This is a genomic window from Falsiroseomonas algicola (assembly GCF_011040385.1).
Taxonomy (GTDB): domain Bacteria; phylum Pseudomonadota; class Alphaproteobacteria; order Acetobacterales; family Acetobacteraceae; genus Falsiroseomonas; species Falsiroseomonas algicola.
Window position 1 is genome coordinate 151,616 of sequence record NZ_JAAIKB010000006.1, and the last position, 26,692, is coordinate 178,307.

21 protein-coding genes and 1 tRNA gene are annotated in these 26,692 nt (G+C 72.2%); 8 read left to right on the plus strand and 14 right to left on the minus strand.

Going from position 1 to position 26,692, the window contains the following annotated elements; translation table 11 throughout:
* Window positions 1-3 precede the first annotated feature (3 nt).
* On the minus strand, window positions 4-999 hold the full coding sequence (locus G3576_RS16310; RefSeq protein ID WP_164695489.1) for a Bug family tripartite tricarboxylate transporter substrate binding protein: 996 nt from the start codon (window positions 997-999) through the stop codon (window positions 4-6).
* A gap of 143 nt (window positions 1,000-1,142) precedes the next feature.
* Here G3576_RS16310 and G3576_RS16315 point away from each other — a divergent pair, with 143 nt between their 5' ends.
* From G3576_RS16315 to G3576_RS16325, 3 genes are read left to right on the plus strand one after another with little or no spacing between them, the layout of a single operon-like run.
* Window positions 1,143-2,114, plus strand: a complete 972-nt coding sequence (locus tag G3576_RS16315; RefSeq protein ID WP_164695490.1) for a Bug family tripartite tricarboxylate transporter substrate binding protein — start codon at window positions 1,143-1,145, stop codon at window positions 2,112-2,114.
* Between the two features lie 47 nt (window positions 2,115-2,161).
* Window positions 2,162-3,160, plus strand: coding sequence for a hydroxyacid dehydrogenase (locus G3576_RS16320; protein ID WP_164695491.1), 999 nt, complete (start codon window positions 2,162-2,164; stop codon window positions 3,158-3,160).
* Between the two features lie 35 nt (window positions 3,161-3,195).
* Window positions 3,196-4,167: a tripartite tricarboxylate transporter substrate binding protein gene (locus G3576_RS16325; RefSeq protein WP_164695492.1), complete on the plus strand. Its 972-nt coding sequence runs from the start codon at window positions 3,196-3,198 to the stop codon at window positions 4,165-4,167.
* Window positions 4,168-4,248: 81 nt separating this feature from the next.
* Here G3576_RS16325 and G3576_RS16330 read toward each other — a convergent pair whose 3' ends face one another.
* The 3 genes from G3576_RS16330 to G3576_RS16340 are packed head-to-tail and all read right to left on the minus strand — an operon-like array spanning window position 4,249 to window position 8,556.
* Entirely contained in the window at window positions 4,249-4,956 is a 708-nt protein-coding gene (locus G3576_RS16330; protein WP_164695493.1) for a ChuX/HutX family heme-like substrate-binding protein, read from the minus strand.
* Entirely contained in the window at window positions 4,953-7,472 is a 2,520-nt protein-coding gene (locus tag G3576_RS16335; RefSeq protein ID WP_164695494.1) for an ATP-binding cassette domain-containing protein, read from the minus strand. The genes G3576_RS16330 and G3576_RS16335 overlap by 4 nt, the downstream gene beginning before the upstream one ends.
* Window positions 7,465-8,556: an ABC transporter permease subunit gene (locus tag G3576_RS16340; protein ID WP_207622860.1), complete on the minus strand. Its 1,092-nt coding sequence runs from the start codon at window positions 8,554-8,556 to the stop codon at window positions 7,465-7,467. The genes G3576_RS16335 and G3576_RS16340 overlap by 8 nt, the downstream gene beginning before the upstream one ends.
* 30 nt (window positions 8,557-8,586) lie before the next feature.
* On the opposite strand from G3576_RS16340, the gene G3576_RS16345 reads away from it, so the two are divergent.
* On the plus strand, window positions 8,587-10,386 hold the full coding sequence (locus G3576_RS16345) for an extracellular solute-binding protein (protein WP_164695495.1): 1,800 nt from the start codon (window positions 8,587-8,589) through the stop codon (window positions 10,384-10,386).
* A 21-nt stretch (window positions 10,387-10,407) separates the two neighbouring features.
* On the opposite strand, the gene G3576_RS16350 is transcribed toward G3576_RS16345, so the two are convergent.
* Entirely contained in the window at window positions 10,408-12,729 is a 2,322-nt protein-coding gene (locus G3576_RS16350) for a TonB-dependent hemoglobin/transferrin/lactoferrin family receptor (protein WP_164695496.1), read from the minus strand.
* A 161-nt stretch (window positions 12,730-12,890) separates the two neighbouring features.
* Here G3576_RS16350 and G3576_RS16355 point away from each other — a divergent pair, with 161 nt between their 5' ends.
* Window positions 12,891-13,736 carry a ChaN family lipoprotein gene (locus tag G3576_RS16355; protein WP_164695497.1) on the plus strand — a complete coding sequence of 282 codons (846 nt, stop codon included), beginning with the start codon at window positions 12,891-12,893 and terminating at the stop codon, window positions 13,734-13,736.
* Between the two features lie 184 nt (window positions 13,737-13,920).
* Here G3576_RS16355 and kdpC read toward each other — a convergent pair whose 3' ends face one another.
* Genes kdpC through G3576_RS16375 form a run of 4 tightly spaced genes read right to left on the minus strand, consistent with a single transcriptional unit; the run spans window position 13,921 to window position 18,435 of the window.
* Window positions 13,921-14,475 carry a potassium-transporting ATPase subunit KdpC gene (kdpC, locus tag G3576_RS16360; RefSeq protein WP_164695498.1) on the minus strand — a complete coding sequence of 185 codons (555 nt, stop codon included), beginning with the start codon at window positions 14,473-14,475 and terminating at the stop codon, window positions 13,921-13,923.
* 2 nt (window positions 14,476-14,477) lie between these two features.
* Window positions 14,478-16,514 (minus strand): potassium-transporting ATPase subunit KdpB, encoded by a 2,037-nt coding sequence (kdpB, locus tag G3576_RS16365; RefSeq protein WP_164695499.1) that lies wholly within the window; start codon window positions 16,512-16,514, stop codon window positions 14,478-14,480.
* Between the two features lie 12 nt (window positions 16,515-16,526).
* On the minus strand, window positions 16,527-18,224 hold the full coding sequence (gene kdpA, locus G3576_RS16370; RefSeq protein WP_164695500.1) for a potassium-transporting ATPase subunit KdpA: 1,698 nt from the start codon (window positions 18,222-18,224) through the stop codon (window positions 16,527-16,529).
* A 4-nt stretch (window positions 18,225-18,228) separates the two neighbouring features.
* Window positions 18,229-18,435 carry a potassium-transporting ATPase subunit F gene (locus G3576_RS16375; protein ID WP_164695501.1) on the minus strand — a complete coding sequence of 69 codons (207 nt, stop codon included), beginning with the start codon at window positions 18,433-18,435 and terminating at the stop codon, window positions 18,229-18,231.
* Window positions 18,436-18,542: 107 nt separating this feature from the next.
* Between G3576_RS16375 and G3576_RS16380 the strand changes: the two genes are divergently transcribed.
* Both G3576_RS16380 and G3576_RS16385 read left to right on the plus strand, forming a co-directional pair.
* Entirely contained in the window at window positions 18,543-21,200 is a 2,658-nt protein-coding gene (locus G3576_RS16380; protein WP_164695502.1) for a sensor histidine kinase, read from the plus strand.
* Window positions 21,197-21,895, plus strand: coding sequence for a response regulator (locus G3576_RS16385; RefSeq protein WP_164695503.1), 699 nt, complete (start codon window positions 21,197-21,199; stop codon window positions 21,893-21,895). The genes G3576_RS16380 and G3576_RS16385 overlap by 4 nt, the downstream gene beginning before the upstream one ends.
* A gap of 186 nt (window positions 21,896-22,081) precedes the next feature.
* On the opposite strand, the gene G3576_RS16390 is transcribed toward G3576_RS16385, so the two are convergent.
* From G3576_RS16390 to G3576_RS16405, 4 genes are read right to left on the minus strand one after another with little or no spacing between them, the layout of a single operon-like run.
* The gene (locus tag G3576_RS16390) at window positions 22,082-23,125 is read right to left on the minus strand and encodes a VOC family protein (RefSeq protein WP_164695504.1); all 1,044 of its coding nucleotides are present in this window, start codon (window positions 23,123-23,125) and stop codon (window positions 22,082-22,084) included.
* 13 nt (window positions 23,126-23,138) lie between these two features.
* Window positions 23,139-23,681, minus strand: a complete 543-nt coding sequence (locus G3576_RS16395; RefSeq protein WP_164695505.1) for a carboxymuconolactone decarboxylase family protein — start codon at window positions 23,679-23,681, stop codon at window positions 23,139-23,141.
* Window positions 23,682-23,689: 8 nt separating this feature from the next.
* Window positions 23,690-24,679, minus strand: a complete 990-nt coding sequence (locus G3576_RS16400) for a Bug family tripartite tricarboxylate transporter substrate binding protein (protein ID WP_164695506.1) — start codon at window positions 24,677-24,679, stop codon at window positions 23,690-23,692.
* 44 nt (window positions 24,680-24,723) lie between these two features.
* Window positions 24,724-25,581, minus strand: coding sequence for a fumarylacetoacetate hydrolase family protein (locus tag G3576_RS16405; protein ID WP_164695507.1), 858 nt, complete (start codon window positions 25,579-25,581; stop codon window positions 24,724-24,726).
* A gap of 128 nt (window positions 25,582-25,709) precedes the next feature.
* On the opposite strand from G3576_RS16405, the gene G3576_RS16410 reads away from it, so the two are divergent.
* Window positions 25,710-26,372, plus strand: a complete 663-nt coding sequence (locus G3576_RS16410) for a TetR/AcrR family transcriptional regulator (protein ID WP_164695508.1) — start codon at window positions 25,710-25,712, stop codon at window positions 26,370-26,372.
* A 132-nt stretch (window positions 26,373-26,504) separates the two neighbouring features.
* On the opposite strand, the gene G3576_RS16415 is transcribed toward G3576_RS16410, so the two are convergent.
* A tRNA-Ala gene (locus G3576_RS16415) sits at window positions 26,505-26,580 on the minus strand.
* Window positions 26,581-26,692 lie beyond the last annotated feature (112 nt).

Sequence of the window (26,692 nt, forward strand, 5' to 3'; positions counted from 1 at the left end):
GCGCTACTGCCGCTCGATGCCGCTGGTCTCCGCCACGCGGCGCCAGCGCTGCGTCTCCTCCGCCAGCAGGGCGGCGAAGGCGGCGGGCGGCATGCCGCCGGGCTCGGAGGCGATGGAGGCGAGGAAGTCGCGCATGTCATCGGCCTGAAGGGCCTTCGCGACATCCGCCTGCAGCCGGGCCACGATGGCATCCGGCGTGCCGGCCGGCGCGGCCAGGCCGGACCAGTTCACCACCCCCTCCCCGTTCGGGCCGAGATTCGGCAGCCCGGCCTCCGGGAAGGTCGGCACATCGGGGAAGGCCGGGCTGCGGCGCGCGCCGGACAGCGCCAGCACGCGCAGCGCGCCGCCCTGGACATGGCCGAGCGCGGAGCCGAGCGAGACCATGACGACATCGACCTGCTTCGCGATCACCGCCGTCACCGCATCGCCGGCGCCGCGGAAGGGTACGTGCAGCATGCGGATGCCGGCGGCCTGGGCGAAGGCGGCGGTGGCGAAGTGGGGTGCGCTGCCGATGCCGCCGGTGCCGTAGGTGATCCGCTCCGGCTCCTGCTTCGCCGCCGCGACCAGCGCGCGGAGGTCGCGCCAGGGCGCGTCCCGGTGCACCGCGATCATGACGGGGGAGAAGGCGCTGACCGTCACGGGGCGGAAGGCGGTGGCGTGGTCGAAGGGCAGGCGCTGGAACAGGTAGGGCAGCATCGCATAGGTGTTGTCCATCGCGAGCAGGGTGTGGCCATCCGGTGCCGCGCGGGCGACATCCGCCGCGCCGATCGTGCCCGTGGCGCCCGACTTGTTCTCCACCACTACCGGCCGGCCGAAGCTTTCGGAGAGCTTGGGCGCGAGCCGTCGCGCGATCGTGTCCACCGCCCCGCCCGGCGCCCAGGCCACCACGACGCGGATGGGGCGGGACGGCCAGGCCTCGGCCTGGGCGAAGGCGGCGCGCGGCAGGCCGAGTGGCGCCGCGGCGAGGGCGGCATGCAGGATCCGGCGGCGGGAGAGCATGGAGGCGATTCCTTCCCTGGCTGCGCCCCGATCGATCAGGGCTTGCATTTTGAAACGGCGTTTCGCTATGAGCCTCACCCAAGACGCCTCTGTCAAGAACAAGGCGCCCTCACAGGGGCGCGGGTGGGAAGGAGACCTCCGGCATGCCGCCAATCCGCTTCGGTCGTCGCGCGCTGCTGGGCGCGGGCCTCGCCCTCTCGACCCCGGCGCTCGCCCAGCGCGGCTGGCCCGCCGGGCGGCCGATCGAGATCATCGTCCCCTTCGCGCCCGGCGGCGGCATGGACGCCATGGCGCGCACCGTCGCGCCCTTCCTGGCGGCGAAGCTGCCGGGGGCGCGGGTGCTGGTCTCCAACCGCGCCGGCGCCGGCGGCCAGGTGGGGACGGAAGCGGTGGCCAATGCCGCGCCGGATGGCTTCGTGCTCGGCGCCTGCGCCACCCCCACCGTCCTCAGCCAGCCCATCGAACGCCCCGTCCGCTGGCGCCCGGCGGAGCTGACCTACCTGGCGCAGGTGGTCGAGGATCCCTGCGGCCTCTTCGTCCGCGCCGACAGCGCGCTGCGCGGCCTGCCGGATCTGCTGGCGGCGGCGCGCGCCCGGCCGGGCGATGTCGCCTATGGCACGGCCGGCATCGGCGGCGACGACCACATCGCCACCCTGCTGCTGGAGGAAGCGGCCGGGGTGCGGCTGAACCACATCCCGTTCAACGGCACCTCGCAGCTCCTGGTGCCCCTGCTCGGCGGGCAGTTGGAGGTCGGCGCCTTCAACATCAGCGAGGCCCTGCCCCTGCTGCGGGACCGCGCCATCCGCGGGCTCGCTTTGGCCGCGGAGCGCCGCGACGAGGCGGCGCCGGACATCGCGACCTATCGCGAGGGGGGCGTCGATGTCGTCTTCTCCGCGGGCCGCGGGATCTTCGGCCCGCCGGGCCTGCCCGATGCCGTCCGCACGGCGCTGGAGGAGGCCTTCGCGGCGACCTTCGCCGATCCCGCCTGGCCGGAGGCCGCCGCCCGCGCCGGCCTGCCGCTGAAGACGCTGGTCGGCTCCGCCTATCGGGAGGCCGCGCTGGGCGGCGAGGCGGCGCTGCGGGCCCTCTGGGGCCGCCGCCCCTGGAAAGAATGAAACACGGTTTCGCCTTCTGACCGTTCTCCGGATCAAGGATTCTCCCCATGCCCGCCGCCAAGCCCGTCGTCCTCGTCACCGCCGCGGCGCTCGCGCCGGAGGCCGTCGCCATCCTGGAGGAAGCCGGCTACGCCGTGCCCTGCACCTCCGCCTATCCGTCGGAGGGTGAACTCCTGGCCGCCATCGCCCAGCACCGGCCCGTCGCGCTGCTGCACCGCCAGGGCCTGATCAACGGCACGGTGATGGATGCGGCCGCGCCCGCGCTGCGCGTCATCGCCCGCCACGGCGCCGGGGTGGACGGCATCGACCTGGCGGCGGCGGAGGCGCGCGGCCTGACCGTGACGCGCGCGGCCGGCGCCAATTCGCGATCGGTCGCGGAACACGCCATGGCGCTGATGCTGGCCGCGCTGAAGGACCTGCCCGCCGTCACCCAGGGCATGCGCGACGGCAGGTGGGAGAAGACGTCGCGGATGACGCGCGACATCGATGGCGTGGCACTCGGCATCGTGGGCTATGGCGCCATCGGCTCCAAGGTCGCGCGCCTGGCCGAGGCCTTCGGCATGCGCGTCGCGGCCTATGACCCGCTGCTGCCGCCGGGCCCGCTGCCTGGCCCCGGGGAGCGCATCACGGACCTCCACGCCCTGCTGGCGCGGTCGGAGGTGCTGTCGCTGCACTGCCCGCTGGATGCGACGACGCGCGGCATGATCGGGCAGGCGGAACTCGCGGCGCTGCCGCGCGGCGCCATCCTGGTGCACACCGCGCGCGGCGGCATCGTCGATGAAGCCGCGCTGCTCGCCGCGCTCGATTCCGGCCACCTCGCCTGGGCGGGCGTCGACGTCTTCGCGAAGGAACCGCTGGCGGAGGACAGCGCGCTGCGCAGCCATCCGCGCGTCATTCCGACGCCGCATCTCGCCGCCAATACCCCGCGCGGCGCCGTCGGCATGTCCACCGGCGCGGCGGAGAGCATCGTCGCCGTCCTGGCAGGCCGCCTGCCGGCACTGCCGGGCGCCATCGTCATTGCGGGCGGGCTGCGCGCGGCGGCCTGAGGCGGCGCCGCCATCACCATCAACGGGAGGACACCATGAGCGTCAACACCACACGCCGCACCCTGCTGGCGACCAGCCTCGCCGGCCTGGCGGCGCCTGCCCTCGCGCAGCCGGCCTGGCCCGCTGCACGCCCCATCGAGGTCATCGTCGGCTTCGCGCCGGGCGGCGGCACGGATGTGATGGTGCGCGCCATGGCGCAGTTCCTGGCGACGGAACTGCCCGGCGCGAACTTCGTCGTCTCCAACCGCCCCGGCGCGGGCGGGGAGACCGCCTATGTCGCGCTGCAGGGCGCGCGGCCGGATGGCTACACCCTCGGCACCATCAACACGCCGGGCTACCTCTCGCTCGGCGTGCAGCGCCGCGTCCGCTACGACCGCGCGCAGATCCGGCTGATCGCGCGGCTGGTGGACGACCCCAGCGCCTTCGTCGTGCACCGCGATTCCCCCTATCGCACGCTGAAGGATCTGGTGGAGGCGGCGAAGCGTCGCCCCGGCACGATCAGCGTCGGCTCGTCGGGCATCGGCACCGATGACCATCTGGGCCTGACGCTGTTCGAGGCCGCGTCAGGCACCGAGTTCATCCACGCCCCCTTCGCCGGCGCGGGCCCGGTGCGCAACGCCGTGCTCGGCCGCCAGATCGACGTGGCGGGCCTCAACCTCGGCGAGATCGGCATGCTGGGGCAGGAGAACCCGATGCTGCGCGCCATCGCCGGCATGGGCCAGCAGCGCTGGGAGCTGATGCCGGATGTGCCGACCTTCCGGGAGGAAGGCTTCGACGTGCTGATGAGCAGCGAGCGCGGCATCGGCGCCCCGCGCGGCATCCCGGATGAGATCGCGAAGCGGCTGGAGGATGCGATCGCCAAGGTGATCACCACCCCCGAATGGGCGGAGAAGGTCCGCCAGCTGGAACTGGCGATGGCCTTCCTGCGCGGGGGCGAGTGGGAGGCGCAGATGCCGGCCCAGCTCGCCCGCTACCAGCGCATCTGGGAACGCACGCCCTGGCAGTAGCCGCGCCGCGCATCGCGGCGGCGCGGCCTCATGCCGCGCGGCCGCGCCGGCGCCATGAGGATTGGCTTGTCCCTGCCGCCTTCAGCAGGCCGGCGGCAGCACGGACAGGGTAAGCCCGGTTGGCAGGCCGTCCGTGTCCAGCACCTCCCGCCCCGCCCCGGCCGGGCGGAAGCCGCCGAGGCTGCCCATGCGCAGATGGAGGTGAAAGTCGGGGCCGATGATGTTGGCGAAGCCCATGGCGGGCCGCACCGCCTCCACCCGGCCGCGCCAGGACTGGCGCGCGGCCCGGGTCACCATCGCGATCTCCACCTCTCCGCCGCTGTCACGCAGCGCCTCCAGCGCCAGGGTCGCGGCGTCCTCCGCCATGTCGTCGGGCGCGGGCGCCTGGGCGGCGTCCGGCACGGGCCTCGGCGGGGCGGGTTCGGCCACCCAATCGGCGAGGGCGGCGTCGAAGGCCTCGGCACCCTCCAGCGCGGTGGCGGAGAGCAGCACAGCGCCCTCGGCATCCTGGAATTCCAGCCGGGGCAGCACGCGGTCGCGCATCCGGCCGGTGCGATCGGCGACAACCCGCGCCACGGCGGATTCCAGCAGGGCGGCGTCATGCGCTTCCCCGCCCAGCGTCACCCAGCCATCGCGGAGGTCGACGCGCGCCACCGGGCCGAGCCGTTCATGCGTGATCGCGCCCCGTGCCAGGCCAACCAGCACGCGGCCGAACATCGGCAGCAGGCCGGCGGCCTGGGCCGGGCCGGCGGAGAGGTGGAAGCGGGGCGGAAGCGGGGTCTCGGTCATGGAAGGGCTCCTCTGGGGCCTGGGTGAAGGGGGGCCGCGTCGCGCATGCGCCCGGCGAGGAGGCGCAGCTCCTCATCCGCCAAAGCGGCGACCACGCGGGGGTCGTGCGTCACCAGCAGGAAGGCGCAGCCCTTCACGACCTGCAGGCGGCGGAGCAGCGCGATGATCTCGGCCTCCACGCTGCGATCGAGGGCGGAGGTCGGCTCGTCCAGGACCACGACCTCCGGCGCCGTGATCAGGGCGCGGGCGATGGCGACGCGCTGGCGCTGGCCGCCGGAGAGCTGCGCGGGGCGGCGCGCGCCATGGGCGACGTCCAGCCCGACCTCCGCCAGCGCCCGGTCCACGGCGGCGCGACGCGCGGTTGCGGGCATGGCGGGCGCATGGATCATCAGGGGCTCGGCCAGCGTTTCCGCGACGGTCAGCCGGGGCGACAGGGTGGCAGCCGGGTTCTGGAAGACGGGCTGGATGCGCCGCCGCCAGGCGCGGCCGGGCGGGACCGGCGCGCCATCCAGCAGCACCTCGCCCTCCGCCGGCACAAGGCGCAGCAGGGCGAGGGCCAAGCTGGTCTTGCCGCAGCCCGAGGGGCCGGTGACGGCGAGGGTCCGGCCGCGATGCAGCGTGAGATCCACGCCATCCAGCGCGGTGGTCCCGCCGTAGCGCACGGTCAGGCCGCGCGCCGCCAGCAGCGGCCGGCCCGGGGGCGCGGGGCGGCGGGGCAGGGCCATGGGCGGCGCCAGCAGGCGGCGGAGCGGCGCGGGCGCGGACTCCGCCGGCGCATCGGCCGGCATCTCCGCCACGATCCGCCCCTCCGCCATCACCAGGATGCGGGAGGCGACGGCGCGCGCGGCCTCCGCATCATGCGTCACCAGCAGCAGCGCCATGCCCAGGCGGCGCCGCAGATCATCCAGCAGCGCGAGCAGCGCGGCGCGAAGCTCCCCATCCAGCGAGGCGGTCGGTTCATCCGCCAGCAGCAGGATGGGGCGCCGCGCGATCGCCATGGCGATCACCGCGCGCTGCAACTGCCCGCCGGAGAAGCGGTGGGGCAGGTCCCGCGGCCGCGCCACCACCTCCGCCAGCCCGACCAGGTTCAGAAGCTCGGTGGCGCGCAGCACGGCCTGCTGCCGCGACAGGCCGGCGGTGGCGGCGGCTTCCGTCACCTGGCGGAAGACGGGCTGCAGCGGGTTCAGCGCGGCGGCGGGTTCCTGGAACACCAGGCCGACATGGTCGCGCAGTACGCGGCGGCGCAGCGCCTCCGGCGCGCCCACCATCTCCTGCCCCGCGATGCGGGCGGAACCGGCGATGCGGGAGACCTGCGGCGGCAGCAGGCCGCAGGCGGCCAGCACGGTCACGGTCTTGCCCGATCCGGAATCGCCCAGCAGCGCCACCGCCTCCCCCGGCGCCACGGCCAGGCTGGCGCCGCGCACGGCGTGGACCGTGCCGAAATCGACTTCCAGCGCCAGCACCTCCAGCACCGCGCCGGGATGGCGGGACGGCAAGGCGAGGGGCTGCACTGTGCGGCGCGCGGAGGCGAGGCGGGGGTCCAGCACGTCCCGCAGCCGCTGGCCCAGCAGCGTCAGCACCAGCAGCACGCCGCCCAGCGCGACGATGGCGGTCGCCGCCAGCCAGGGGGCCTGCAGGTTGTTGCGCGCCTGGGCCATCATCTCGCCGAGCGAAGGCGTGCCGGGTGGCAGGCCGAGGCCGAGCAGGTCGAGGCTGGCCAGCAGCGTCATGGCGCCGGCCGCGAGGAAGGGCGCGGTAGCGATGACCGGCGCGAGCGCGTTGGGCAGGATATGCACCCGCATGATCCGCGCGCCGGACGCGCCGAGTGCCGTCGCCGCGCGGACGAAATCCTGACCGCGCAGGCGCAGGAACTCCGCTCGCGTCAGCCCGGCGATGCCCATCCAGAAGAACAGCGCCATGACGAAGGCGAGCAGCCAGAGATTGGGCACCAGCGCGCCAGCCAGCATCATCAGCAGGAAGAGCAGCGGGACACCGGACCAGATTTCCGTCAGCCGCTGCAACACCAGGTCCACGGCGCCGGCGTACCAGCCCTGCACGGCGCCCATCAGCGCGCCCAGCAGCAGCGCCGCCGCGGTGACGATGGCGCCGAAGAGCAGCGAGAGGCGGAGCCCCCAGACGAGGCGCGCCAGCACGTCCCTCCCCTGGTCGTCGGTGCCAAGCAGGTGGCGCCAGCCGGGCGCGGCGGGGGCGGCCTGGGGCATGCCGGGGGCCACCGTGTCCGGTGCGAAGCGGATGGGCGGCCAGGCCTGCCAGGCGCCCTGCGCGGCCAGCAGTGCCTGCACCGCGGGGTCGTGGAAATCGGCGGGGATGGGCAGGTGACCGCCGATCTGCGCCTCGGTCGGGCGGCGCAGCGCCGGGCTGGTCCATTCGCCCCCGCGCCACAGCAGCACCGGGCGGTCATTGGCGATGAACTCCGCCGGCAGCACCAGCGCCAGCAGCAGGAGCAGCGCGAGGAAGGGCCCCGACCGCCAGAAGCCGGGCCGGCGCTCAGCCATGCCGCGCCTCGAAGCCGATGCGGGGATCGACGGCGAGATAGAGAAGGTCGGAGGCGAGGTGCAGCAGCAGGCCGAGCAGCGTCGTGATCCAGAGCGTGCCGAAGATGACGGGGAAGTCGCGCGACAGCGTCGCATCGATGCCGAGCAGGCCGAGGCCTTCCAGCCCGAACAGCGCCTCCACCAGCACGCCGCCGCCGAGCAGCACGCCGAGCAGCGCGCCGGGCAGCCCGGCGATCACCACCAGCATGGCGTTGCGGAAGACGTGGCCGAACAGCACGCGGGACGGCGCCAGCCCCTTGGCGCGCGCCAGCAGCACATAGGTCTTGCCGATCTCCTCCAGCAGCAGGTTGCGCGTCAGCAGCGCGAGGGAGGCGAAGCCGGTGATCACCAGCGTCGCCACCGGAAGGGCCAGGTGCCAGAGCCAGTCCAGGATGCGCAGGGGCCAGGAGAGCTCCGCCCAATGGGCGGAGACGAAGCCGCCGGGCGGGAACCACTGCCAGAAGCGGCCGCCGGCGAAGAGCACGAGCAGCGCCACCGCCACCACCATGGCCGGCGCCGCATGCGCCAAGGCGGTCAGCGCCGTCGCCGCGCGGTCGAAGCCGCCGCCGCGCCGCAGCGCCAGCGCGATGCCGAGCGGGATGGCGAGGAGATAGGTGAGCAGCGTGGACCAGAGGCCGAGCGAAACCGAAACCGGCAGGCGTTCCAGGATCAGGTCCCGCACCGGGCGGTCGAGGAAGAGCGAGGTGCCGAGGTCGAAGGCGAGGACCCGCCGCATGGTCGTGAGGAAGCGCTCCAGCGGCGGGCGGTCGAAGCCGAATTGGCGCTCGATCTCCGCCACCAGGCGCGGGTCCAGACCCTCGCTGCCGCGATAGCGCAGCGCCGCCTCCTCCGCCGCCGGATCGGCGGCGGTGGCGCCGAGCGCACGCTCCGCCGCATCCTGGACATCGCCCGAGAGGGTGGCGAGGAGGTGTTCCACCGGCCCGCCGGGGGCGAGCTGCGCCACCAGCACGTTGAGCGCGACGATGGCGAGCAGCGTCGGCGGCACCAGCAGCAGGCGGCGCAGGACATAATGGCGGATCGACATCTGGACAGCGCCCCTCGTGACGCGCCTTATATGCGAATGCTTCGCAATTGCAAATATGCCGGCCTGCTGGCCCTCCTCCTGCTGCCCCAGGCCGCAGCGGCGCGCACCGATGCGCTGGCCGCGCATGGCACGCCGGCGCTGCCGCCGGGCTTCACGCATTTCCCCCATGTCCTTCCGGATGCGCCGCAGGGCTGCACGCTGCGGATGGCGAGTGCGGGCACCTTCGACACGCTGAACCCCTTCACGCTGCGTGGCCGCTTCGTAATGGGCGTCTGGTCCTGGGTGAACGAGACGCTGCTGATCGACTCGCCGGAGGAGCCGATGGCGGCCTATGCCCATCTCGCGGAAGCGGTCGAGGTGGATGAGGCGGCGCGGCGCGTGCGCTTCACGCTGCGCGAAGGCGCGCGCTGGCATGACGGCAAGCCGGTGACGGCGGAGGATGTCGCCTTCACCGTCGCGGTGCTGGCGCGGCACGGCCGACCTGTCCATCGCACGCTGCTGGAACATGCCGATCCCGTGGTGGAGGATTCGCGCCGCGTCAGCCTGGCGCTGCCGCCCGGCGATGCGCGGCGCGGCGCGCTGCGGCTGGGTGGCATCCATGTGCTGCCGCGGCACTATTGGGAAGGGCGCGACTTCGGCGCGCTGACCATGCAGCCGCCGCTCGGCAGCGGCCCCTATCGCGTCGCGGCGGTGGAGCCGGGGCGTCGCGTCGCCTTCGCGCGGTCACAGGCCTGGTGGGGGCGCGAGAGCCCGACCGGGCGTGGCCGGCACAATTTCGACCGCATCGAGGTCACCTACTACCGCGACCGCATCGCCGCCTTCGAGGGGCTGATGGCGGGGCGCGAGGACTGGATGCTGGAGGCGGATGCAAGGCGCTGGGCGGTGGGCTACGACCTGCCGCCGGTGCGCGACGGCCGCGTTCGCCAGGTGGAGCAGCCACACTGGTTCATCACCGGCATGAACGGCTTCGCCTTCAACCTCCGCCGCCCGCGCTTCGCCGATGCAAGGGTGCGGGAGGCGCTGACGCGGCTGCTCGATTTCGAATGGGCCAATGCCGCGCTGTTCCACGGCGCCTTCCGTCGCAGCGCCAGCTTCTTCGAGAATTCCGACCTGGCGGCGCGGGAGGCGCCGGATGCGGATGAGCGGGCGTTGATGGCGGAGTTCGGCTCCCTGTTCCCGCCACAAGCCTTCGACGCCGCCTGGCAGCCGCCGCGCAGCGATGGCAGCGGGCGCGACCGCGCGCAGCTGGAGGCCGCGTTGGCGCTGCTGGCGGAAGCGGGGTGGGTGCCGCGGGAGAGCGACGGGCGGCTGGTGAACCGCGAAACGGGGGAGGCCTTCACCGTCTCGGTCCTGGCGCAGAGCAACGCGCAGCAGGCGCTGGTCGGCGTCTGGTTCCGCGCGCTGCGGCGCATCGGCATCACGCCGCGCTTCGAAGTGGTGGACGCCGCGACCTTCGCCGCCCGCACGCGCGCGCATGATTTCGACCTCGCCTATCGCTTCACCATTCCCCCGGAATGGCCGGGGCGGGAGCAGGTGGAACTCTGGTCCTCGGCCTCGGCCCTGCGGCCCGGCGGGGGCAATATCGGCGGCGTTGCGGACCCGGCACTGGATGGGCTGCTCGACCGGCTGGTGGCGGCGGAGGACCGCGATGCGCTCCGCACCACCGCGCGGGTGCTGGATCGCGCGCTGCAGTGGCGCTGGCTGGTGGTACCGGGGTCCTACGGGCCGGTGCGGCGGCTGGCCGTTTCCGATCGCATCGCGCCGCCACCGCGCTGGCCGGCGCATGCCTATGGCGATGATGGCTGGTGGTGCCGCGGGGCGGGGCGCTGACCGCCCCGCCCCGCGACGATCCTACCAGGTGACCTTCAGCCCGACGCGGAAGTTGCGCCCGGGCGCCACCTGCAGCTCGATCGGGTTGGTGGACTTGGTCGCGTCCGTCGTGAATTCGGATCGCGCATAGGTCACGCCCGCGGGCAGGCCGAGGTAGCGCGTATCGAGGATGTTGAAGATGCCGCCATTCAACTCGACATTCGGCAGCGGCCGCCAGGAGGCCAGCAGGTCGAAGACCTGATAGGCCTTGGGCTGGTAGAGCTGGCTGCTGCTGGTCTCCGTCACCGCCGCCGCATAGGTGCCGTTCAGCGTCACGCTGGTGCGCAGCGCCGGATTGTCCCAGGTGACGCCGGCGGCGAGGTTGAGCGGCCGCGCGCCGTCGAAGGGCGTCTCCGCCGCGCCCGGCGTCGCGCGCTGCCGCCCCTCCTGCCAGGACGCGCTGCCCTGCAGGCGCCACTCCGGCAGGAAGCGCCAGGCGCCCGCCAGCTCCACGCCCTGCATCGTCACCTCGCTGATGTTGCGGGAGGTGTAGTCGACGGTCCCGGGAACCTGCACCAGGCTCTGGATGAAGTCCGTGTATTCGGCACGGAAGACGCCGAGGCTGGCATAGGCGTTGGGCAGCTGGACGCGGATGCCGGCCTCATAGCTCCTCACCTGTTCCGGCCGCAGGTCCGGGTTCGGCACCAGGTTGAAGGTCGTGCCGGGCAGCGAGGTGAAGAGCTGCTCCGCCGTCGGCATCTTGAAGCCTTCGCCGTAATTGCCGTAGAGCGACCAGGTCTCGTCCAGCCGCCAGATGGCACCGAAGCCGAGCGAGACGTTGCTCTCATCCAGCGTGCGCGGCGCGGCGCCCGGGGAGGCGCGGTAGTCACCATCCGGGCGGGGCGCGATGCGCGTGGTGGAGAGCCGCGCGCCGGGCACCAGCGTGAGCCGGCCGCCGAACAGCGCGATCTCATCCTGCAGGAAGGCGTCGAGACGACGCGTATCGGCATTGGCGAAGTTGAAGCCGCCCGCACGCGCCACCGTCGTGACATTGGTGGAGAGGTTGGTGGTCACGTCCTCCCGCCGGTAGTCGGTGGCGGTGGTGCTGGCGGAGACGCCATAGGTCAGCGCGTGACGCGTGCCCGCGAGGTTGAAGGAGGAGGAGAGTTGCACCTCCCCCTGCAGCACGTCCTCCGAATAGGTCAGGCTGTCGGCGACGCGCTGGACCTGGCCATTGGCCAGGCGGCGATAGCGCGTGCCGGTGCGCTCGATCTCCTGCGGCTGGTAGCCGACCATGACACGCACCTGGTCGAGCCAGCCGAGTTCCGGGCGCCATTCCGCATCGGCGGCGAAGAGGCCGCGGCTGATGTCCTGCGTGCGCGCATAGGAAAGGTTGGTGACGCCGCCGGTGGCGGGGCCGAGGTCGAAGCGCTGGTCCACATCGGTCACGCGCTGCAGCACATCGGCGGTGAAGCGCAGCCGGAGGTTCGGCAGCGGGTCATAGACGATGCGCGCGAAGTAGTTGTCGGCGGCGATGTCGAGGGGGTCGAAGCGGTTGCAGGGCGTGGCGCCGGCCGAGAGGTTGCGCGTGCAGTTCCAGATGCCGTCGGGCGATCGGGAATTGTTGCGCGAGGGCTCGCTGGCATCCCGCCGCTGGTAGGAGAACATGGCCGAGACCTGTTCCGCCCGCGCCGCCACGGTGAGGCGCGATTGCAGGCTGTTGTCGACGGAGGCGAAGCTGGTGCTGGCCTCCCCGCCCCAGATCTCGCCGGGGGCGATCAGGTCTTCCGGGTTGCGGGTGATGAAGTTCACGACGCCGCCGAGCGCGTCCGAGCCGTAGAGGACGGAGCCGGGGCCGCGCACCACCTCCACCCGCTGCAGGTTCCAGGGATCGACCACGTCGCGCGTATTGTCGGTGATGCGTTCGATCGTGCGGAAGCCATCGACCAGGGTCAGCACGCGATTGCCGCCGACGCCGCGGATGGTGATGCCGCCCAGGCTCCGGAAGGGATCGGTGCCGCTGGTCTGGCGGTTGACGGAGACGCCCGGGGTGTAGCGGAACACATCCGCCAGGTTCCGGGCCATCTGCCGGTCGATCTCGGCGCCGGGAATGACATCGACGGTGGCGGGCGTGTCCGTCAGGCGGCGTGCGTTGCGGAGCGCGGTGGCGTTGACCGGCGGCAGCAGCGTCATGGCGGGGATGCGCACCTCGCCCGTCGCGGGGGTGGCGGCGCTGGCGGGCGGCGGATCGCCCGCGGGCTGGGCGGTCTGCGCCTGCGCGTCGGCGGCGGCGATGATCGCGGCGAAGGCGAGGCTGGGCGCGACGCGGCGCCGCCGCCCGCCACGGGGTGATGGCCTTGGCATGGTTGGTCTCCGGCTGTGGTGGCGCGCATGCAATTGCGACTCATTCTCATTGTCAACGGCATCCGGACCGGCGCGGTCCTGTTTCAGGACGGAACCTGCCTGTATCGTATGGTTTCGCTCCATGTGTTGCGAATCAGTCGCATTTGCATGATGGTCAGGCCATGCAAGCGACACCCGGCGACCCCGTCACCCACCCCCCCGCCACCTGGATCGATCCCGCCACCGGCGCGGTGCTCGATCCCCTGACGCTGATGGGGCGCATGGCGGCGATGCAGGTCGTGCTGCTGGGCGAGACCCATGACGTGGCGGAGATCCATCGCTGGCAGTTGCAGGTCGCCACCTGCCTCCATCTGCTGCGCCCTGATCTTCAACTGGGCTTCGAGATGTTCCCCCGCCGCGTGCAGCCGATCCTCGATCGCTGGGTAGCGGGCGAGATGGGCACGGAGGATTTCCTGGTGCAGGTGGAGTGGCAGCGCGTCTGGGGCTTCCCGCCGGAGCTCTACCTGCCGCTGTTCCACTTCTGCCGCCAGCAGCGCGTGAAGATGCTGGCCCTGAACTGCGAGCGCCCGCTGGTGACGCGGATCGGCCGCGATGGCTGGGAGGCGGTGCCGGAGGCCGAGCGGGAGGGGATGACGCCCGCGGCGCCTGCCACCCCCGCGCATCGGGCGCATCTCGCGCGCCTCACCGGCCGAGCGGAGGCCGAGGTGACGGATCGCTTCATCCGCGCGCAGCAGGTCTGGGACCGCGCCTTCGCCTGCGCGATCCACCAGGCGCTGGAGGAGGCGCCGCTGGTGGTGGGGATCATCGGGCGCGGGCATTGCGAATTCAGCCATGGCACGCCGCATCAGTTGCGGGACCTCGGCGTCACGCGCATCGGCGTGCTGCTGCCGAGCGAGGCCGAGGCGGTCGATCCCGTCGCGATGCGCGGCATCGGCGACGCGCTGTTCCGGCTGAGTCCGCCCGAGCCACCGCCATCGCGAAGGCCGGTCGCTGCGAAAAACGCCTGAAGGTCCGGGATCAATGAAACGGTGGTGGAGCTGAGCGGGAACTCCATCACCATTTTCGCCCGATAAAGCCTGCATTTCAGCGGCATGCCGGCGGCGACCGGGGGCGGCTGTGTAGCACCCTGTGTAGCGGAAAGGCAGCCTCCCGGCGCGACCGCAGCAGCAGCGCAGCCCAGGCTTGCCGCCCTCACCTCAGAGCATCCAGCGCCATGTTCAGCCGCAGCACGTTGATCCGCGGCGGTCCCAAGAGCCCGAGTTCCGGCCCCTCGGTCTGCGTGGCCACGAGCCGCGCGACACGCGACTCAGCCAGGCCCCGCGCCGCCGCGACCCGACCGACCTGCCGCTCCGCATTGGCCACACTGATATGCGGGTCGAGGCCGGAAGCCGAGGCCGTCGCGGCATCAGCCGGGAGTGGCCCGCCGCCCAGCGCCGCGACGCGGTCCTTGACCAGGTCCAGCAGCGACGCGGAGGTCGGGCCCAGCTGCGATGCGGCGGAGGCGGTGCCGGCATAGGGCGAGGGCATGGTGGCGGAGGGACGCGGGTGGAAGTAGCGCGCGCTGGTGAATTCCTGGCCGATCAGCGCGGAGCCGACGACCCTGCCGTCGCGCTCCACCAGGCTGCCGCCGGCCTGGTAGGGCAGGACCGCGCCCGCGATCCCGGTGAAGGCCAGCGGCACGGCCAGGCCAAGCAGCAGGGTGAACAGCGCGACCACGGCGAGGGCCGGGCGAAGGACGGCGTTCATGGTCAGGCGAGCCCCAGCAGGGTGAGGATGACGTCGATGATCTTGATGCCGATGAAGGGCGCGACGATGCCGCCCAGCCCATAGACCAGCAGGTTCCGCCGCAGCAGCGACGCCGCGCCCACCGCCGCATAGCCCACGCCCCGCAGCGCCAGCGGCACGAGTGCGACGATGATCAGCGCGTTGAAGATGACGGCGGAGAGGATGGCGCTTTCCGGCGAGGCGAGCCTCATGAGGTTCAGCGCGCCCAGCTCCGGATAGCTCGCGACGAAGATCGCCGGCAGGATGGCGAAATACTTCGCCACGTCATTGGCGATGGAGAAGGTGGTCAGCGCGCCGCGCGTGATCAGCAGCTGCTTGCCGATCTCCACTACCTCGATCAGCTTGGTCGGATCGCTGTCGAGGTCCACCATGTTCCCGGCTTCCCGCGCCGCCTGGGTGCCGGTCTGCATGGCGAGGCCGACATCGGCCTGGGCGAGGGCCGGTGCGTCATTGGTGCCGTCGCCGGCCATGGCCACCAGCCGGCCCTCGGCCTGCGCCTTGCGGATATAGGCGAGCTTGTCCTCCGGCGTCGCCTCCGCGATGAAGTCGTCGACGCCGGCCTCCGCGGCGATGGCGGCGGCGGTCAGGCGATTGTCGCCGGTCACCATGACGGTGCGGATGCCCATGCGGCGCAGCGCATCGAAGCGCGCGCGCATGCCGGTCTTGACGATATCCTTCAACTCGATGGCGCCGAGCAGCTGCCCGTTGCGGGCAACGGCCAGCGGCGTGCCGCCGGCGCGGGCAATGCGGTCCACCGCGTCCCGCAGGGCAGGCGGCGCCGCGCCGCCGATGCTCCGCACCAGCGCATCGACGGCGCCCTTGCGGTAGCGGCCCTGCGGCAGGTCGAGGCCCGAGAGGCGGGTCTGCGCGGTGAAGGGGATCACCTGCGCGCCCTGCGGCAGCGCCGGCGCCTCGATGCCGAAGCGCTCCCGCGCCAAGGCGAGGATGGAGCGCCCCTCCGGTGTCTCATCCGCGAGGGAGGAGAGCATGGCCGCTTCCGCCACCTCGCGCTCCGTCACGCCGGGAACCGGGATGAAACCCGCGGCCTGGCGGTTGCCGAGGGTGATGGTGCCGGTCTTGTCCAGCAGCAGCACATCGACGTCGCCCGCCGCCTCCACCGCACGGCCGCTGGTCGCCAGCACGTTGAAGCGAACCAGGCGATCCATGCCGGCGATGCCGATGGCCGAGAGCAGGCCGCCGATCGTCGTCGGGATCAGCGTCACCAGCAGCGCCGCCAGCACGGGGACGGAAGGCGGCTGGCCGTTCCAGGAGGCGAAGCCGACCAGCGTCGCGACGGCGATCAGGAAGATGATCGTCATCCCCGCCAGCAGGATGTCGAGCGCGATCTCGTTCGGCGTCTTCTGCCGCGCCGCGCCCTCCACCAGGCCGATCATGCGGTCGAGGAAGGTGGAGCCCGCGGCGGCGGTGATACGCACCACGATCCAGTCGGAGACGACGAGCGTGCCGCCGGTGACGGCGCTGCGGTCGCCGCCGCTCTCCCGGATCACCGGCGCGCTCTCGCCCGTCACGGCGGCCTCGTTCACGGAGGCGATGCCCTCCACCACCTCGCCATCGGAGGGGATGAGGTCGCCGGCCTCGACCAGCACGATGTCACCGACGCGGAGTTCCGTCGCGGCGCGGGGCTGCCACAGCGTGCGGTCATCCGCGCGCAGCAGCAGCCTGGCCGGCGTGTCGCTGCGCGTCCGCCGCAGGCTGTCGGCCTGGGCGCGGCCGCGGCCTTCCGCCACCGCTTCCGCGAAGGTGGCGAAGAGCACGGTGAGCCAGAGCCAGAGCGCGATGCTGGCCTGGAAGCCGAAGGGCTCACCCAGCAGCGCCGCACGTCCGGCCAGCAGCGTGACGAGGATCGCGACGATCTCCGTCACGAAGATCACGGGATTGCGGACGAGGCGCCGCGGATCGAGCTTGCGCAGCGCGTCCAGCATCGCGCGGAGCAGGAGCGCGCGGTCGAGCATCACCGCGCGACGAGTGTTGGTTGCCATGGTTGCGGGCCTTCAGAAGGTCTTGCCGGCGAACAGGAGAAAATGTTCGGCGATGGGGCCGAGGGCGAGGGCGGGCATGAATTGCAGCCCGCCCAGGATCAGGATCACGCCCGCCAGCAGCCCGGCGAAGAGCGGCCCATGCGTCGGGAAGGTGCCGGCGGAGGCGGCGAGCTTGGGTTTGGCCGCGAGCGCCCCCGCGATGGCCATCACCGGCACGACATAGGCGAAGCGGCCGAGCGCCATGGCGATGCCGAGCGTCGTGTCGAGCCAGGGCGTATCGGCGGTGAGTCCGCCGAAGGCGGAGCCGTTGTTCCCGGCGGCGGAGCTGTAGGCGTAGAGCATCTCCGTCAGCCCGTGCGGGCCGGCATCCTGGATGGAGGCGATGGCCGCGGGCAGCACGAGGGAGACCGCGGTGAAGCCGAGGATGACGGCGGGCAGGACCAGCACCGCCAGCATCGCCAGCTTGATCTCCCGCGCCTGCACCTTCTTGCCGAGATATTCGGGCGTGCGCCCCACCATCAGCCCGGCCACGAAGACCGCGAGCAGCACGAAGACGATCATGCCGTAGAGGCCGGAGCCCGCGCCGCCCGGCAGCACCTCCCCCAGCTGGATCAGGAACAGCGGCACCAGGCCGCCAAACGGCGTGAAGCTGTCGAACATCGCGTTCACCGCGCCGTTGGAAGCGCCCGTCGTGGTGGCGGTGAACAGCGCGACGAGCGCCTGGCCGAAGCGGACCTCCTTGCCCTCCATGTTGCCCTGGGAAGGGTCCAGGCCGGCGGCGAGGTGCAGCGGGTTGCCCGCGGCCTCCGCCGCATAGATCGCGGCCGTGCCGGCGACGACGAAGCCCAGCATCACCGCGGCCAGCGCCAGGCCCTGCCGGCGGTCGCCCACGATGTGGCCGAAGGCCAGCGCCATGGCGAAGGGGATCACCTGGTGCGCCCAGATCTGCAGGCTGGTCGCCAGCGCCGAAGGCCCCTCGAAGGGATGCGCCGAGTTCACGCCGAAGAAGCCGCCGCCATTGGTGCCGAGGTGCTTGATCGCAACCTGGAAGGCGACAGGGCCGAGCGGAATGGTCTGCGTCGCGCCTTCCAGCGTCGTCGCCTCCACATAGGCCGACAGCGTCTGCGGCATGCCCATGGCGACGAAGGCCGCGCCGACCAGGATCGCCAGCGGCAGCAGCACATAGAGGGTCATGCGCACGAGATCGGCCCAGAAATTGCCGAGTTCGCTGACGCCGCCGGCCACGAAGGCACGGCACAACGCCAGCGCCAGCGCCATGCCGGTGGCGGCGGAGAGGAAGTTCTGCACCGCGAGCCCCGCCATCTGGGAGAGGTAGGACATCGCGGCCTCGCCACTATAGGCCTGCCAGTTGGTGTTGGTGACGAAGCTGATCGCCGTGTTGAAGGCGAGCCAGGGCGGGATGCCGTCGAAGCCCTGGGGGTTGAGGGGCAGCGCGCCCTGCAGGCGCAGCAGCGCATAGAGCAGCACGAACCCCGCCGCATTCGCCGCCAGCATGGCCAGCGTATAGCCGCGCCAGCCCATGCCGCGGCCCGGATCGATCCCGCCCAGCACATAGAAGGCGCGCTCGACCGGCGCTAGGAAGGTCACGCGGCCAGCGGCCACGGCGGCGATGTATCGCCCCAGCGGAATCGCGGCCGCGATGATGGCCGCGAGGACGAGCGCGATCTGCGCCCAGCCGAGAAGGGTCATGGGATCAGAGATCCTCGGGACGCAGCAGCGCCCACAGCAGGTAGGGGAGGAGCAGGGCGACGACGATGCCGCCCAGGATCAGTTCGGTCATGGCGGTCAGACCCGGTCGCAGCCCGCCGCATAGGCGGCCATCGCGCCGAACAGGCCGACGCCGAGCGCCAGCAGGAGAAGGTCGAGCATCAGGCAGGGATCCCGTCAGGATTGCCGCCATGGCGTAGGCCCGGGGCGCGTAAGGGCTCCATGCGGGATCGCGGCCCGCCGCATAAAGGACGCGTAAAGACGCGGGCGGCGCCGGCGCGGGCCTGCTATCGGGATCCCATGGCCGAGCCGCCCGCCCGCCCCGATCCCGACGCCCTGCTCGCCCTCGCGCGGCAGGAAGGGCGCGGCCGGCTGAAGGTCTTCCTCGGCGCGGCGCCCGGCGTCGGCAAGACGATGGAGATGCTGGCGGAGGCGCGGCGGCGCCTCGCGGGCGGCACCGATGTCGTGGTCGGCATCGTCGAAACCCATGGCAGGGCGGAGACGATGGCGGCGGCCAGCGGCCTGCCTGCCCTGCCCCGCGCCCGCATCCCCTATCGCGGCCAGGTGCTGGAGGAATTCGACCTCGACGCCGCGCTGGCGCGCCGCCCGGGCATCCTGCTGCTGGATGAGCTGGCGCACAGCAATGCGCCCGGCAGCCGCCACCCGAAGCGCTGGCAGGATGTGCAGGAACTGCGCGACGCCGGCATCGAGGTCTGGACGACGATGAACGTCCAGCATCTGGAAAGCCTGTCCGAAGCGGTCGCGCGCATCACCGGCGTGCGGGTGGCGGAGACGGTGCCCGACCGCGTGCTGGCAGAGGCCGATGCGGTCGAGCTGATCGACATCCCGCCGGCGGAGCTCATCGAGCGGATGCGCCAGGGCCGCATCTATCGCCCGGACCAGGCCAGCCGCGCGCTGCGGGGCTTCTTCCGAGAAGGCAATCTGGCGGCGCTGCGGGAGATGGCGTTGCGCCGCGTGGCGGACCGCGTCGATGCCGATGTCACGGGCTACATGCGCGCCAATGCCATCGCCGGTCCCTGGCCCGCCGGCGACCGCGTGATGGCGCTGGTCGGCGCCGATGCCGCGGCGGAGACGGTGGTGCGGGAAGCGCGGCGCATCGCCGATGCGCTGAAGGCGCCGCTGGTCGCGCTGCATGTCGAACAGCCCAGCGCCGCGCCGGGCAGCGACCCCGGCCCCGCGCTGCGCCTGGCGGAACGGCTGGGCGCGGCGACGGAGACGGTGGTCGCCGCCGACCTGCCCGCCGCCATCCTGCGCGAAGCACGATCGCGCAACGTGACGCACCTCGTCATCGGGCGGGGAAGGCCGGGCTGGTGGCGACGGATGACGGGACGGACGCTGTCCGCCCTGCTGCTGCGCCAGGCCACGGCCTTCACGCTGCATCTGGTGCCGGACCCCGTGGCCGGGCCGCCCCGCCCGCCGGCGGAGGAGCGACGCCTGGCGCCCTGGGCGGGCTGGGCGGCGACGCCTGCCCTCGTCGCGGCCGCGACGAGTATCGGGCTCGCCGCCGATGGCGTGGTGCCGGAAGGTGCCCTCGGCATGGTCTATCTCGTGCCCATCGTCGCGGCGGCGGTGGGCTTCGGGGCGCTGCAGGGCGGGCTGGCCGCGGCGCTGTCCTTCCTCGCCTGGAACTACCTGTTCCTGCCGCCGCGCTACACCCTGGCCATCGCCGGGCCGCAGGATGTCGTCGGCGTCGTCGTCTTCGCGCTCGTGGCCCTGCTGCTGGCCGGCACCACCGGCGGCCTCGGCCGCTCCGTCCGCGCAGCGCAAGCGCGCCTGCTCGGGCTCCGCCGCCTGGTCGAGTTCAGCCGGCGGCTCGGCGCGCCGGGCGACAAGGGCGATCTGGTGCAGGCCATCGCGGAGGAAGCCTCCCACATCACGGGCTGGCCGGCCTGCGTGTTGCTGCTGCTGCCGCCTCTGCCCGGGGAGAGCACGCCGGAGCCGGTGCTGCGCGCCAGCATGCCGCTGGAGGCGGAGCCGGACGAGGCCAGCATGGCCGCGGCGCGCTGGGCGGCGGCCAACCGGCGTGGCGCGGGGCGGGGCACCGATACGCTGCCGGCGGCGGCCTGGCAGTTCCGCCCGATGCGGACGGCACGCGGCCTCACGGGCCTGGTCGGCCTGCGCCCGCCGGACGGCGCCGTGCTGGAGGGAGAGGCCGACCGCGCGCTCGACGCGCTGCTCGACCAGGCCGCCATCGCGCTGGAACGGGCGGAGCTGATGGAGGAGCGCGCCCGGGGCGAGGCGCGGGCGGAGACGGAGGCACTGCGCGCCGCACTGCTGACCTCGCTCGGCCACGACCTGCGCACCCCGCTCACCTCCATCCGCGGCGCCATCGCGACGCTGCGAACATCCGGCGCCGCGCTGTCGGAGGCGACGCGCGCCGATCTGCTGGCGACGGCGGAGGAGGAAACGCAGCGCCTGTCACGCTGGATCGCCAACATCCTCGACATCGCGCGGATCGAGAACGGCCAGATCGAGCCGCGGCGGGAGACGGTGGACCTGGCCGAGGCGGTGGAGACGGCCGCCGCCCGCGCCGCGCGCGCGCATGGGCGGGAGATCGTGCTGGAGCCGGGCACGCGCCCGCTCGCCCCGCGGCTCGACCCCGCGCTGCTCGACCAGGTGCTGGCCAATCTGCTCGACAATGCGCTGAAATTCTCGGCGCCGGATGGCCATGTCGGCGCGCGGATCGGGCGGGAGGGAACGGCGCTGGTGATCGCGATCGAGGATGACGGGCCGGGCATCCCGGGCGAGGATCTGCACCGGGTCTTCGATCCGTTCTTTCGCGCCACGCGCACCGATCGGGTTGCTGCCGGCAGCGGCCTCGGCCTCGCCATCTGCCGCGGCCTGGTGCAGGCGATGGGCGGGCGCATCGCGGCGGAGAGCCCCACGCTGCCCGATGGGCGCGGCACGCGAATTGTGCTGAGGTTCCCCGCGGCATGAGCGATGTCGGCCCGCCCCGCATCCTGGTCGTCGATGACGAACCGCAGATCCACCGCTTCCTGGGCCCGGCACTGGAAGCGGCGGGCTATGCGCCGCTGCGCGCCCTGACGATGGCCGAGGGGCTGCGCCTGGCGGCGGAGCGCGCGCCGGCGCTGGTGCTGCTCGACCTCGGCCTGCCGGACGGCGATGGCAAGCTGGCGATCCCCCGTCTGCGCGGCTTCACCGATGCGCCCGTCATCGTGCTCTCCGCCCGGGATGCGGAGGCGGAGAAGGTCGCGGCACTGGATGCCGGCGCCGATGACTATGTCGAGAAGCCCTTCGCCCTCGCGGAATTGCTGGCCCGCCTTCGCGCCGCGCTGCGACGCGCTGGCGCGGCTTCACGGCAGCCCGTGGACAGCGTGGTGCGCGTCGGGCCACTGGAGGTCGATTTCGGCCGCCGCACGGCACGGGTGGAAGGCGCGGAGCCGCTGAAGCTGACGCCGCGCGAATGGGATCTGCTGGCGGCACTCGTCCGTAGCGGGGAAGGCCGCGTGGTGACGCAGCGCCAGCTGCTGCTGGCGGTCTGGGGGCCCGCGCATCTGGAGGATGCGCAGTATCTCCGCGTCTATGTCGGGCAGCTGCGCCAGAAGCTCGGCGCAGCCGCGACGCTGATCCGCACGGAACCGGGCGTGGGCTACCGCTTCGGGGCCGAATGAGCGGCCCCCGCGCGCGTCAGCAGGGCGACGGCTGGATGGTCCCGCTGAGCGCGCCCGGTTGGCGACGGCGGAGGCCTGCCGCGCGGCCATGAGGGCACGGCCGCGCCGATCGCCCGTCCGGTGTCCCGGGTCGCGGCCGGCGATCAGGCGCGGTCGCTGCTGCCCGCCCGAAGCGGGACACGCCCGTCATGCCTTATCGGCCGGAACCGGCGACGTCTCGACCGAGAAGCCGCGCCGCGGCTGAGATTCGAGAAAATCCTCCAGCGACTTCAGCCCGTGGCCCATGGCGCCTTCCCGCACCGCCACATCCTTGAACCGCGTCGCCTCGTAGAGCCAGCTCCTGGGCGGCGGCAATTCCCAGGCATGGCGGTTGCCGCGATGCCACCGCACGGGCTCGTCCTCGATGTCGCCCATCTGGATCGCGGCCGGCAGGATCTCGACGCGGTGCCCGTCGGGGTCACGCAGATAGGTGTAGAGGACGTGCCCCTGCCCGTGCCGGCCAGGCCCCCGTTCCAGACAGCGGCTGAAGCCGATGTTGTGCGCCGTATCCAGCGCGCGGAACATCACCTGCACATCCGCGACGATGTAGCCGAAATGATGCATCACCGGCCCAGGCCGCGTGAGGAACACCACGTCATGCGGGTTGCTCTTGCGGTAGAGGAAGATGCCGAGCGGCCGCTCATCCTCCGGTCGGTCCACGAAGTAGTCGGAGATGCGGAAGCCGAGGTCGGTGTAGAAGCGGCTCGCCGCAACGACGTCGGGCACGAGCAGCTGGAAGTGGTCCAGCCGCAGCGCCGCCGCGCCCTTGTGCAGCTGGAACTGATCGTGCAGCCGCGGCTGGGGCGGCATCCGAGCGCAGAGTTCCAGCGGCACGCCTTCGGGGTCGCTGACATGCAGCGTCTTTCCCTGGAACGCCACGTCCACGAAGCGCGCGGGGATTTCCTGCGCGTCGAAATACGCCTTCGCCTGGTCGAGGTCCCGGTCCTGCAGGACGCGCAGCCCGATGCGCTCGCAGACCGGCTCGCCCTGCGCCTCCCGCAGCACGAGCGAGTGGTGCGCGCTCTCCTCCACGCCGCGGAGGTAGGCGATGCCGTCTTCCTCCGCCGTGACCACGAGCCCGATGACGCCGGTGTAGAAGGCCTTGCTCGCGGCGAGGTCGCGCGTCGTCAGGACGATGTGGCTGGCCCGCGTCACGTTGAAGGGCGGGACGAAATTCGTCTGCGGGATCATGCCGCGTCCTCTCTCAAAGCCGCTTGAACCAGGGCTCGTTCTCGATCTTCAGCGGCCCGTTGATCCGCGCCACCGCGTTATACCAGGCGACCGCCATGACGAGGTCCATCACCTGCCGCAGCGGGAAGGCGCGGGTCAGCCCCTCCCAGGTCTCGTCCGTCACCTGGATGCGCTGCGTCGCCTCGACCGCGTAGCGCAGCAGCGCCCGTTCGCGATCGTCGAACAGGGGCGAGGTCTCCCACTGGTCCAGCGCCTCCAGCTGCGCCCGCGGCACGCCGGCGCGGATCGCGTGGTTCCAGTGGTGGTCGAACTCATAGGCGGAGCTGGCGGCCAGCGCCGTCATCATGATGCCGAGTTCGCGGTGACGCTGGCTCAGCACCGATCCGCGCTTCATCTCCCCGGTGAAGGACAGCAGCGCATCCATCAGGTTCGGCAGGTTCGCGAGCGCGAGGAAGACGTTGGAGGTCGGGTTTCCCCTCTCCCGCTGCATGCGGTCATAGGTGTCGTGCCATTCCGCCGGCATGTCCTCCCGGCGCGGCAGCGGGACCCGGGCCATGGCGATCGCTACTGGGAGACGATGTTGCGGTCGCGGATGACGCGGGCCCAGTCATCCCACTCCTTCTCCACCCGCGCGCGGATCGCGGGCAGGGGCTGCGGCGTGGTGAGCATGGAGGCCTCGGTCGCGCGCGCCTGGTATTCGGGCGTGCCCATGATGGCGGCGATCTCCGCATTCAGCCGCTCGACGATCGGCTCGGGCGTGCCGGCCGGCGCGAAGACGCCGAACCAGTAATCCATGTTCACCGCCGGCGCGACCGTCTCTGACACCAGCGGCACCTCCGGCAGCGCCGTCGCCGGGCGTTCCCCCACCACCGCCAGCGGCCGCCCCTGGCCGGAGGCGAGGAAGGGCCGTGCCGTCAGGATGTCGAACAGCACGACATGCACGTCGCCGGCCGCGAAGGCCGCGGCCAGCGGCCCGCCACCATTGTAGGGGGAGTGCACCATCTGCGTCCCCGTCTCCGCCATGAAAAGCTCCATGGCGACGTGGCTGAAGGCGCCGACGCCGTGGCTGCCGAGGTTGAAGCGGCCCGGATTCGCCTTCAGCTCCGCCACCAGATCCTGGATGGTGTTGGCGCGGATGGCGGGGTTCACGACGATGACCGAAGGTCCGCTGAGCGTCACGGCCACCGGCACGAGGTCACGTGGCGTGACATAGGGCGGCGGGCGGCGAAGCTGCGGCGCGACCAGCGACCCGCTGCTGGAATGCAGCATCAGCGTGTGCCCGTCGGGGGCTGCCCGCACCGCGGCCTGGGTGCCGACGATGCCACCGCCGCCGGGACGGTTCTCGACGATCACCGGGCGGCCGAGGCGCTGGGCGAGCGGGGTGGACAGGATGCGGGCGAAGATGTCGCTCTGGCTGCCCGGCGCGACCGGCGCGATGATGGTGACGTTGCGGCTGGGGTAGCCGGACTGCGCCAGGGCGGGCCGGGCAAGCCCGGTGCCGAGCGCGGCGATTCCGACGCCGGCCAGCAGGCTGCGACGCGTGATTCTGGTCATGACGTTCTCTCCCACTTCGTTCTTGTTGTCGTGCAGGAAGTCGATCAGGCAGCCTCGACGCGAACCTCCACCGTGGCCACCCGGCCGACGCTCGCGCGCATCACGTCGCCGGGCCGGACGGGACCGACGCCCTCCGGCGTGCCGGTCATCAGCACGTCGCCGGGATGCAGCGTGTAGAAGGAGGAGGCGAAGACGATCAGGTCCCTGACGGACAGGATGAGGTCGCGCGTATTCGCGCGCTGGCGCGGCTCCCCGTTCACTTCGAGGGCTACATCGACATCGCCCGGATCGCCGAACTCGTCGGCCGTCACCATCCAGGGGCCGAGGACGGTGTAGCTGTCCCCGGATTTGCGGAAGGAGCGTTCCTCGGGCCCGCGCAGCGTCATGTCGAGGCCGAGCGTGTAGCCCGCGACGTGCGACAGGGCGTCGGCCTCGGTGATGTTCGTTCCGGCCTTTCCGATGATGGCGACGAGTTCGATCTCGTGGTCGTTCCGCCGGTCCGTGTGGCGAAGCCGCACGGGGTCGGAGGTGCCGATGATCGAGGAGGTCGCCTTCAGGAACAGCCCGCTTTCCTGGATCTGGCGCACATGCGCGCGAGAGAAGGTCTCGGGCTCCGCGATCGCCTCGTCGAGATGCGCCCGGTAGTTCACCGGCGCCGCGACGACCTTGCCCGGCTTCGCCACGGGCGGCAGGAAGCGCACCGCCGAGACGGGCTTCGATGGCGCGGTCCGCGCAGCGTCACGCATCGCCGGCATCAGGTCGGGAAGGGCCGCGACCAGCGGATCGTGGCGGGGCAGGATGCCGCGATACGCGGGCAGCCAATCCAGCACGGGGGTGACGTCCCGCACGACGTCGCCCTCCACCACGCCCAGACGGTCGTTGTCGAACAGGCAGATCTTCATGGCGTTCCCGCAGCCAGGTTCGTCCCGGCATCCCTGGAAATCGATCATGATCGAAAATACTCGAGGCAGCAAGCGCCATGGGTCGTCCTGGCCGCATCCTGTAGGATGGCGGCTCTTCCGGAGGGTGCATGGACGGGCGGGTGGACAGGACAGTGGGGGAGCAGGCCACAACGGGCCGCCGCGCGCGGAACAAGCGCGACAAGCTCGACCGCATCCGCAGCGCTGCCCTCCAGCTCTTCTCGGAGCGCGGCTACGACGACACGACGCTGCGGCAGATCGCCTCGCTGGCGGGTGTCGGCTTCGGCACGATCTTCGCCTACGCGCACGACAAGCGGGACCTGCTCTTCCTGCTCTTCACCGACGATATCAGCCGTCTCAGCACCGAGCCGTTCCGCACCCTGGACCCGGCCCAGCCCTTCATCGAACAGCTGCTTCATGTCTTCCAGGGCAATTACGAGGTCTTCGGCCGTGATCCGGCGCTGGCGCGCGTGCTGCTGCGGGAGATCACCTTCGACATGTTCAGCCCGTCACGCCGGAATCACCTGCCGGACCGCAGCCTCATCATCGCCGGGCTGGGTCGCCTGGTCGCGGCGGCGCAGGCGCAGGGCCGCATCGGGACCCGATGGCCACCGGACCTCGTCGCGCTGACGCTCTATTCGACCTACAGCGGTGCCGTCCGCGCATGGCTGCGGTCGGCGCAGCCGGTTGCGGCGGAGGGGATCGCGCTGCTGCGCAGCATGCTGCTGCTGCAGATCGTCGGGCTCGATCCGGGAGAGGGCGAGGTGGGGTAGGCGGCCGGCAACGGCCGCTGGTCATCGCCAGGCGGCGATTAGGAAACCGCAGCAGCGTGCGGAACGCGATCGCACGAGGGCGCGGCATGAGCCTAGCCGACTGACCCTACGCGCCTGAGAGTTGGGAAACGGTGGTGGAGGTGAGCGGGATCGAACCGCTGACCTCGTCATTGCGAACGACGCGCTCTACCAACTGAGCTACACCCCCGCACCGTGGGGGCGGGTTATCGTCGGGCGACCGGCGGGTGTCAAGCGGGGGTCAGTGCCTTGTTCGGTAACCCCTGGCCCACTAGGTTCCGGCCGCAACACCAGGGGTGCGC

What these genes read in the sequence shown, in the direction of transcription:
- G3576_RS16310 (WP_164695489.1), bottom strand. Translation starts at nt 999, where the DNA reads ATGCTCTCCCGCCGCCGGATCCTGCATGCCGCCCTCGCCGCGGCGCCA.
- G3576_RS16315 (WP_164695490.1), top strand. Translation starts at nt 1,143, where the DNA reads ATGCCGCCAATCCGCTTCGGTCGTCGCGCGCTGCTGGGCGCGGGCCTC.
- G3576_RS16320 (WP_164695491.1), top strand. Translation starts at nt 2,162, where the DNA reads ATGCCCGCCGCCAAGCCCGTCGTCCTCGTCACCGCCGCGGCGCTCGCG.
- G3576_RS16325 (WP_164695492.1), top strand. Translation starts at nt 3,196, where the DNA reads ATGAGCGTCAACACCACACGCCGCACCCTGCTGGCGACCAGCCTCGCC.
- G3576_RS16330 (WP_164695493.1), bottom strand. Translation starts at nt 4,956, where the DNA reads ATGACCGAGACCCCGCTTCCGCCCCGCTTCCACCTCTCCGCCGGCCCG.
- G3576_RS16335 (WP_164695494.1), bottom strand. Translation starts at nt 7,472, where the DNA reads ATGGCTGAGCGCCGGCCCGGCTTCTGGCGGTCGGGGCCCTTCCTCGCG.
- G3576_RS16340 (WP_207622860.1), bottom strand. Translation starts at nt 8,556, where the DNA reads ATGTCGATCCGCCATTATGTCCTGCGCCGCCTGCTGCTGGTGCCGCCG.
- G3576_RS16345 (WP_164695495.1), top strand. Translation starts at nt 8,587, where the DNA reads ATGCGAATGCTTCGCAATTGCAAATATGCCGGCCTGCTGGCCCTCCTC.
- G3576_RS16350 (WP_164695496.1), bottom strand. Translation starts at nt 12,729, where the DNA reads ATGCCAAGGCCATCACCCCGTGGCGGGCGGCGGCGCCGCGTCGCGCCC.
- G3576_RS16355 (WP_164695497.1), top strand. Translation starts at nt 12,891, where the DNA reads ATGCAAGCGACACCCGGCGACCCCGTCACCCACCCCCCCGCCACCTGG.
- kdpC (WP_164695498.1), bottom strand. Translation starts at nt 14,475, where the DNA reads ATGAACGCCGTCCTTCGCCCGGCCCTCGCCGTGGTCGCGCTGTTCACC.
- kdpB (WP_164695499.1), bottom strand. Translation starts at nt 16,514, where the DNA reads ATGGCAACCAACACTCGTCGCGCGGTGATGCTCGACCGCGCGCTCCTG.
- kdpA (WP_164695500.1), bottom strand. Translation starts at nt 18,224, where the DNA reads ATGACCCTTCTCGGCTGGGCGCAGATCGCGCTCGTCCTCGCGGCCATC.
- G3576_RS16375 (WP_164695501.1), bottom strand. Translation starts at nt 18,435, where the DNA reads ATGGCGGCAATCCTGACGGGATCCCTGCCTGATGCTCGACCTTCTCCT.
- G3576_RS16380 (WP_164695502.1), top strand. Translation starts at nt 18,543, where the DNA reads ATGGCCGAGCCGCCCGCCCGCCCCGATCCCGACGCCCTGCTCGCCCTC.
- G3576_RS16385 (WP_164695503.1), top strand. Translation starts at nt 21,197, where the DNA reads ATGAGCGATGTCGGCCCGCCCCGCATCCTGGTCGTCGATGACGAACCG.
- G3576_RS16390 (WP_164695504.1), bottom strand. Translation starts at nt 23,125, where the DNA reads ATGATCCCGCAGACGAATTTCGTCCCGCCCTTCAACGTGACGCGGGCC.
- G3576_RS16395 (WP_164695505.1), bottom strand. Translation starts at nt 23,681, where the DNA reads ATGGCCCGGGTCCCGCTGCCGCGCCGGGAGGACATGCCGGCGGAATGG.
- G3576_RS16400 (WP_164695506.1), bottom strand. Translation starts at nt 24,679, where the DNA reads ATGACCAGAATCACGCGTCGCAGCCTGCTGGCCGGCGTCGGAATCGCC.
- G3576_RS16405 (WP_164695507.1), bottom strand. Translation starts at nt 25,581, where the DNA reads ATGAAGATCTGCCTGTTCGACAACGACCGTCTGGGCGTGGTGGAGGGC.
- G3576_RS16410 (WP_164695508.1), top strand. Translation starts at nt 25,710, where the DNA reads ATGGACGGGCGGGTGGACAGGACAGTGGGGGAGCAGGCCACAACGGGC.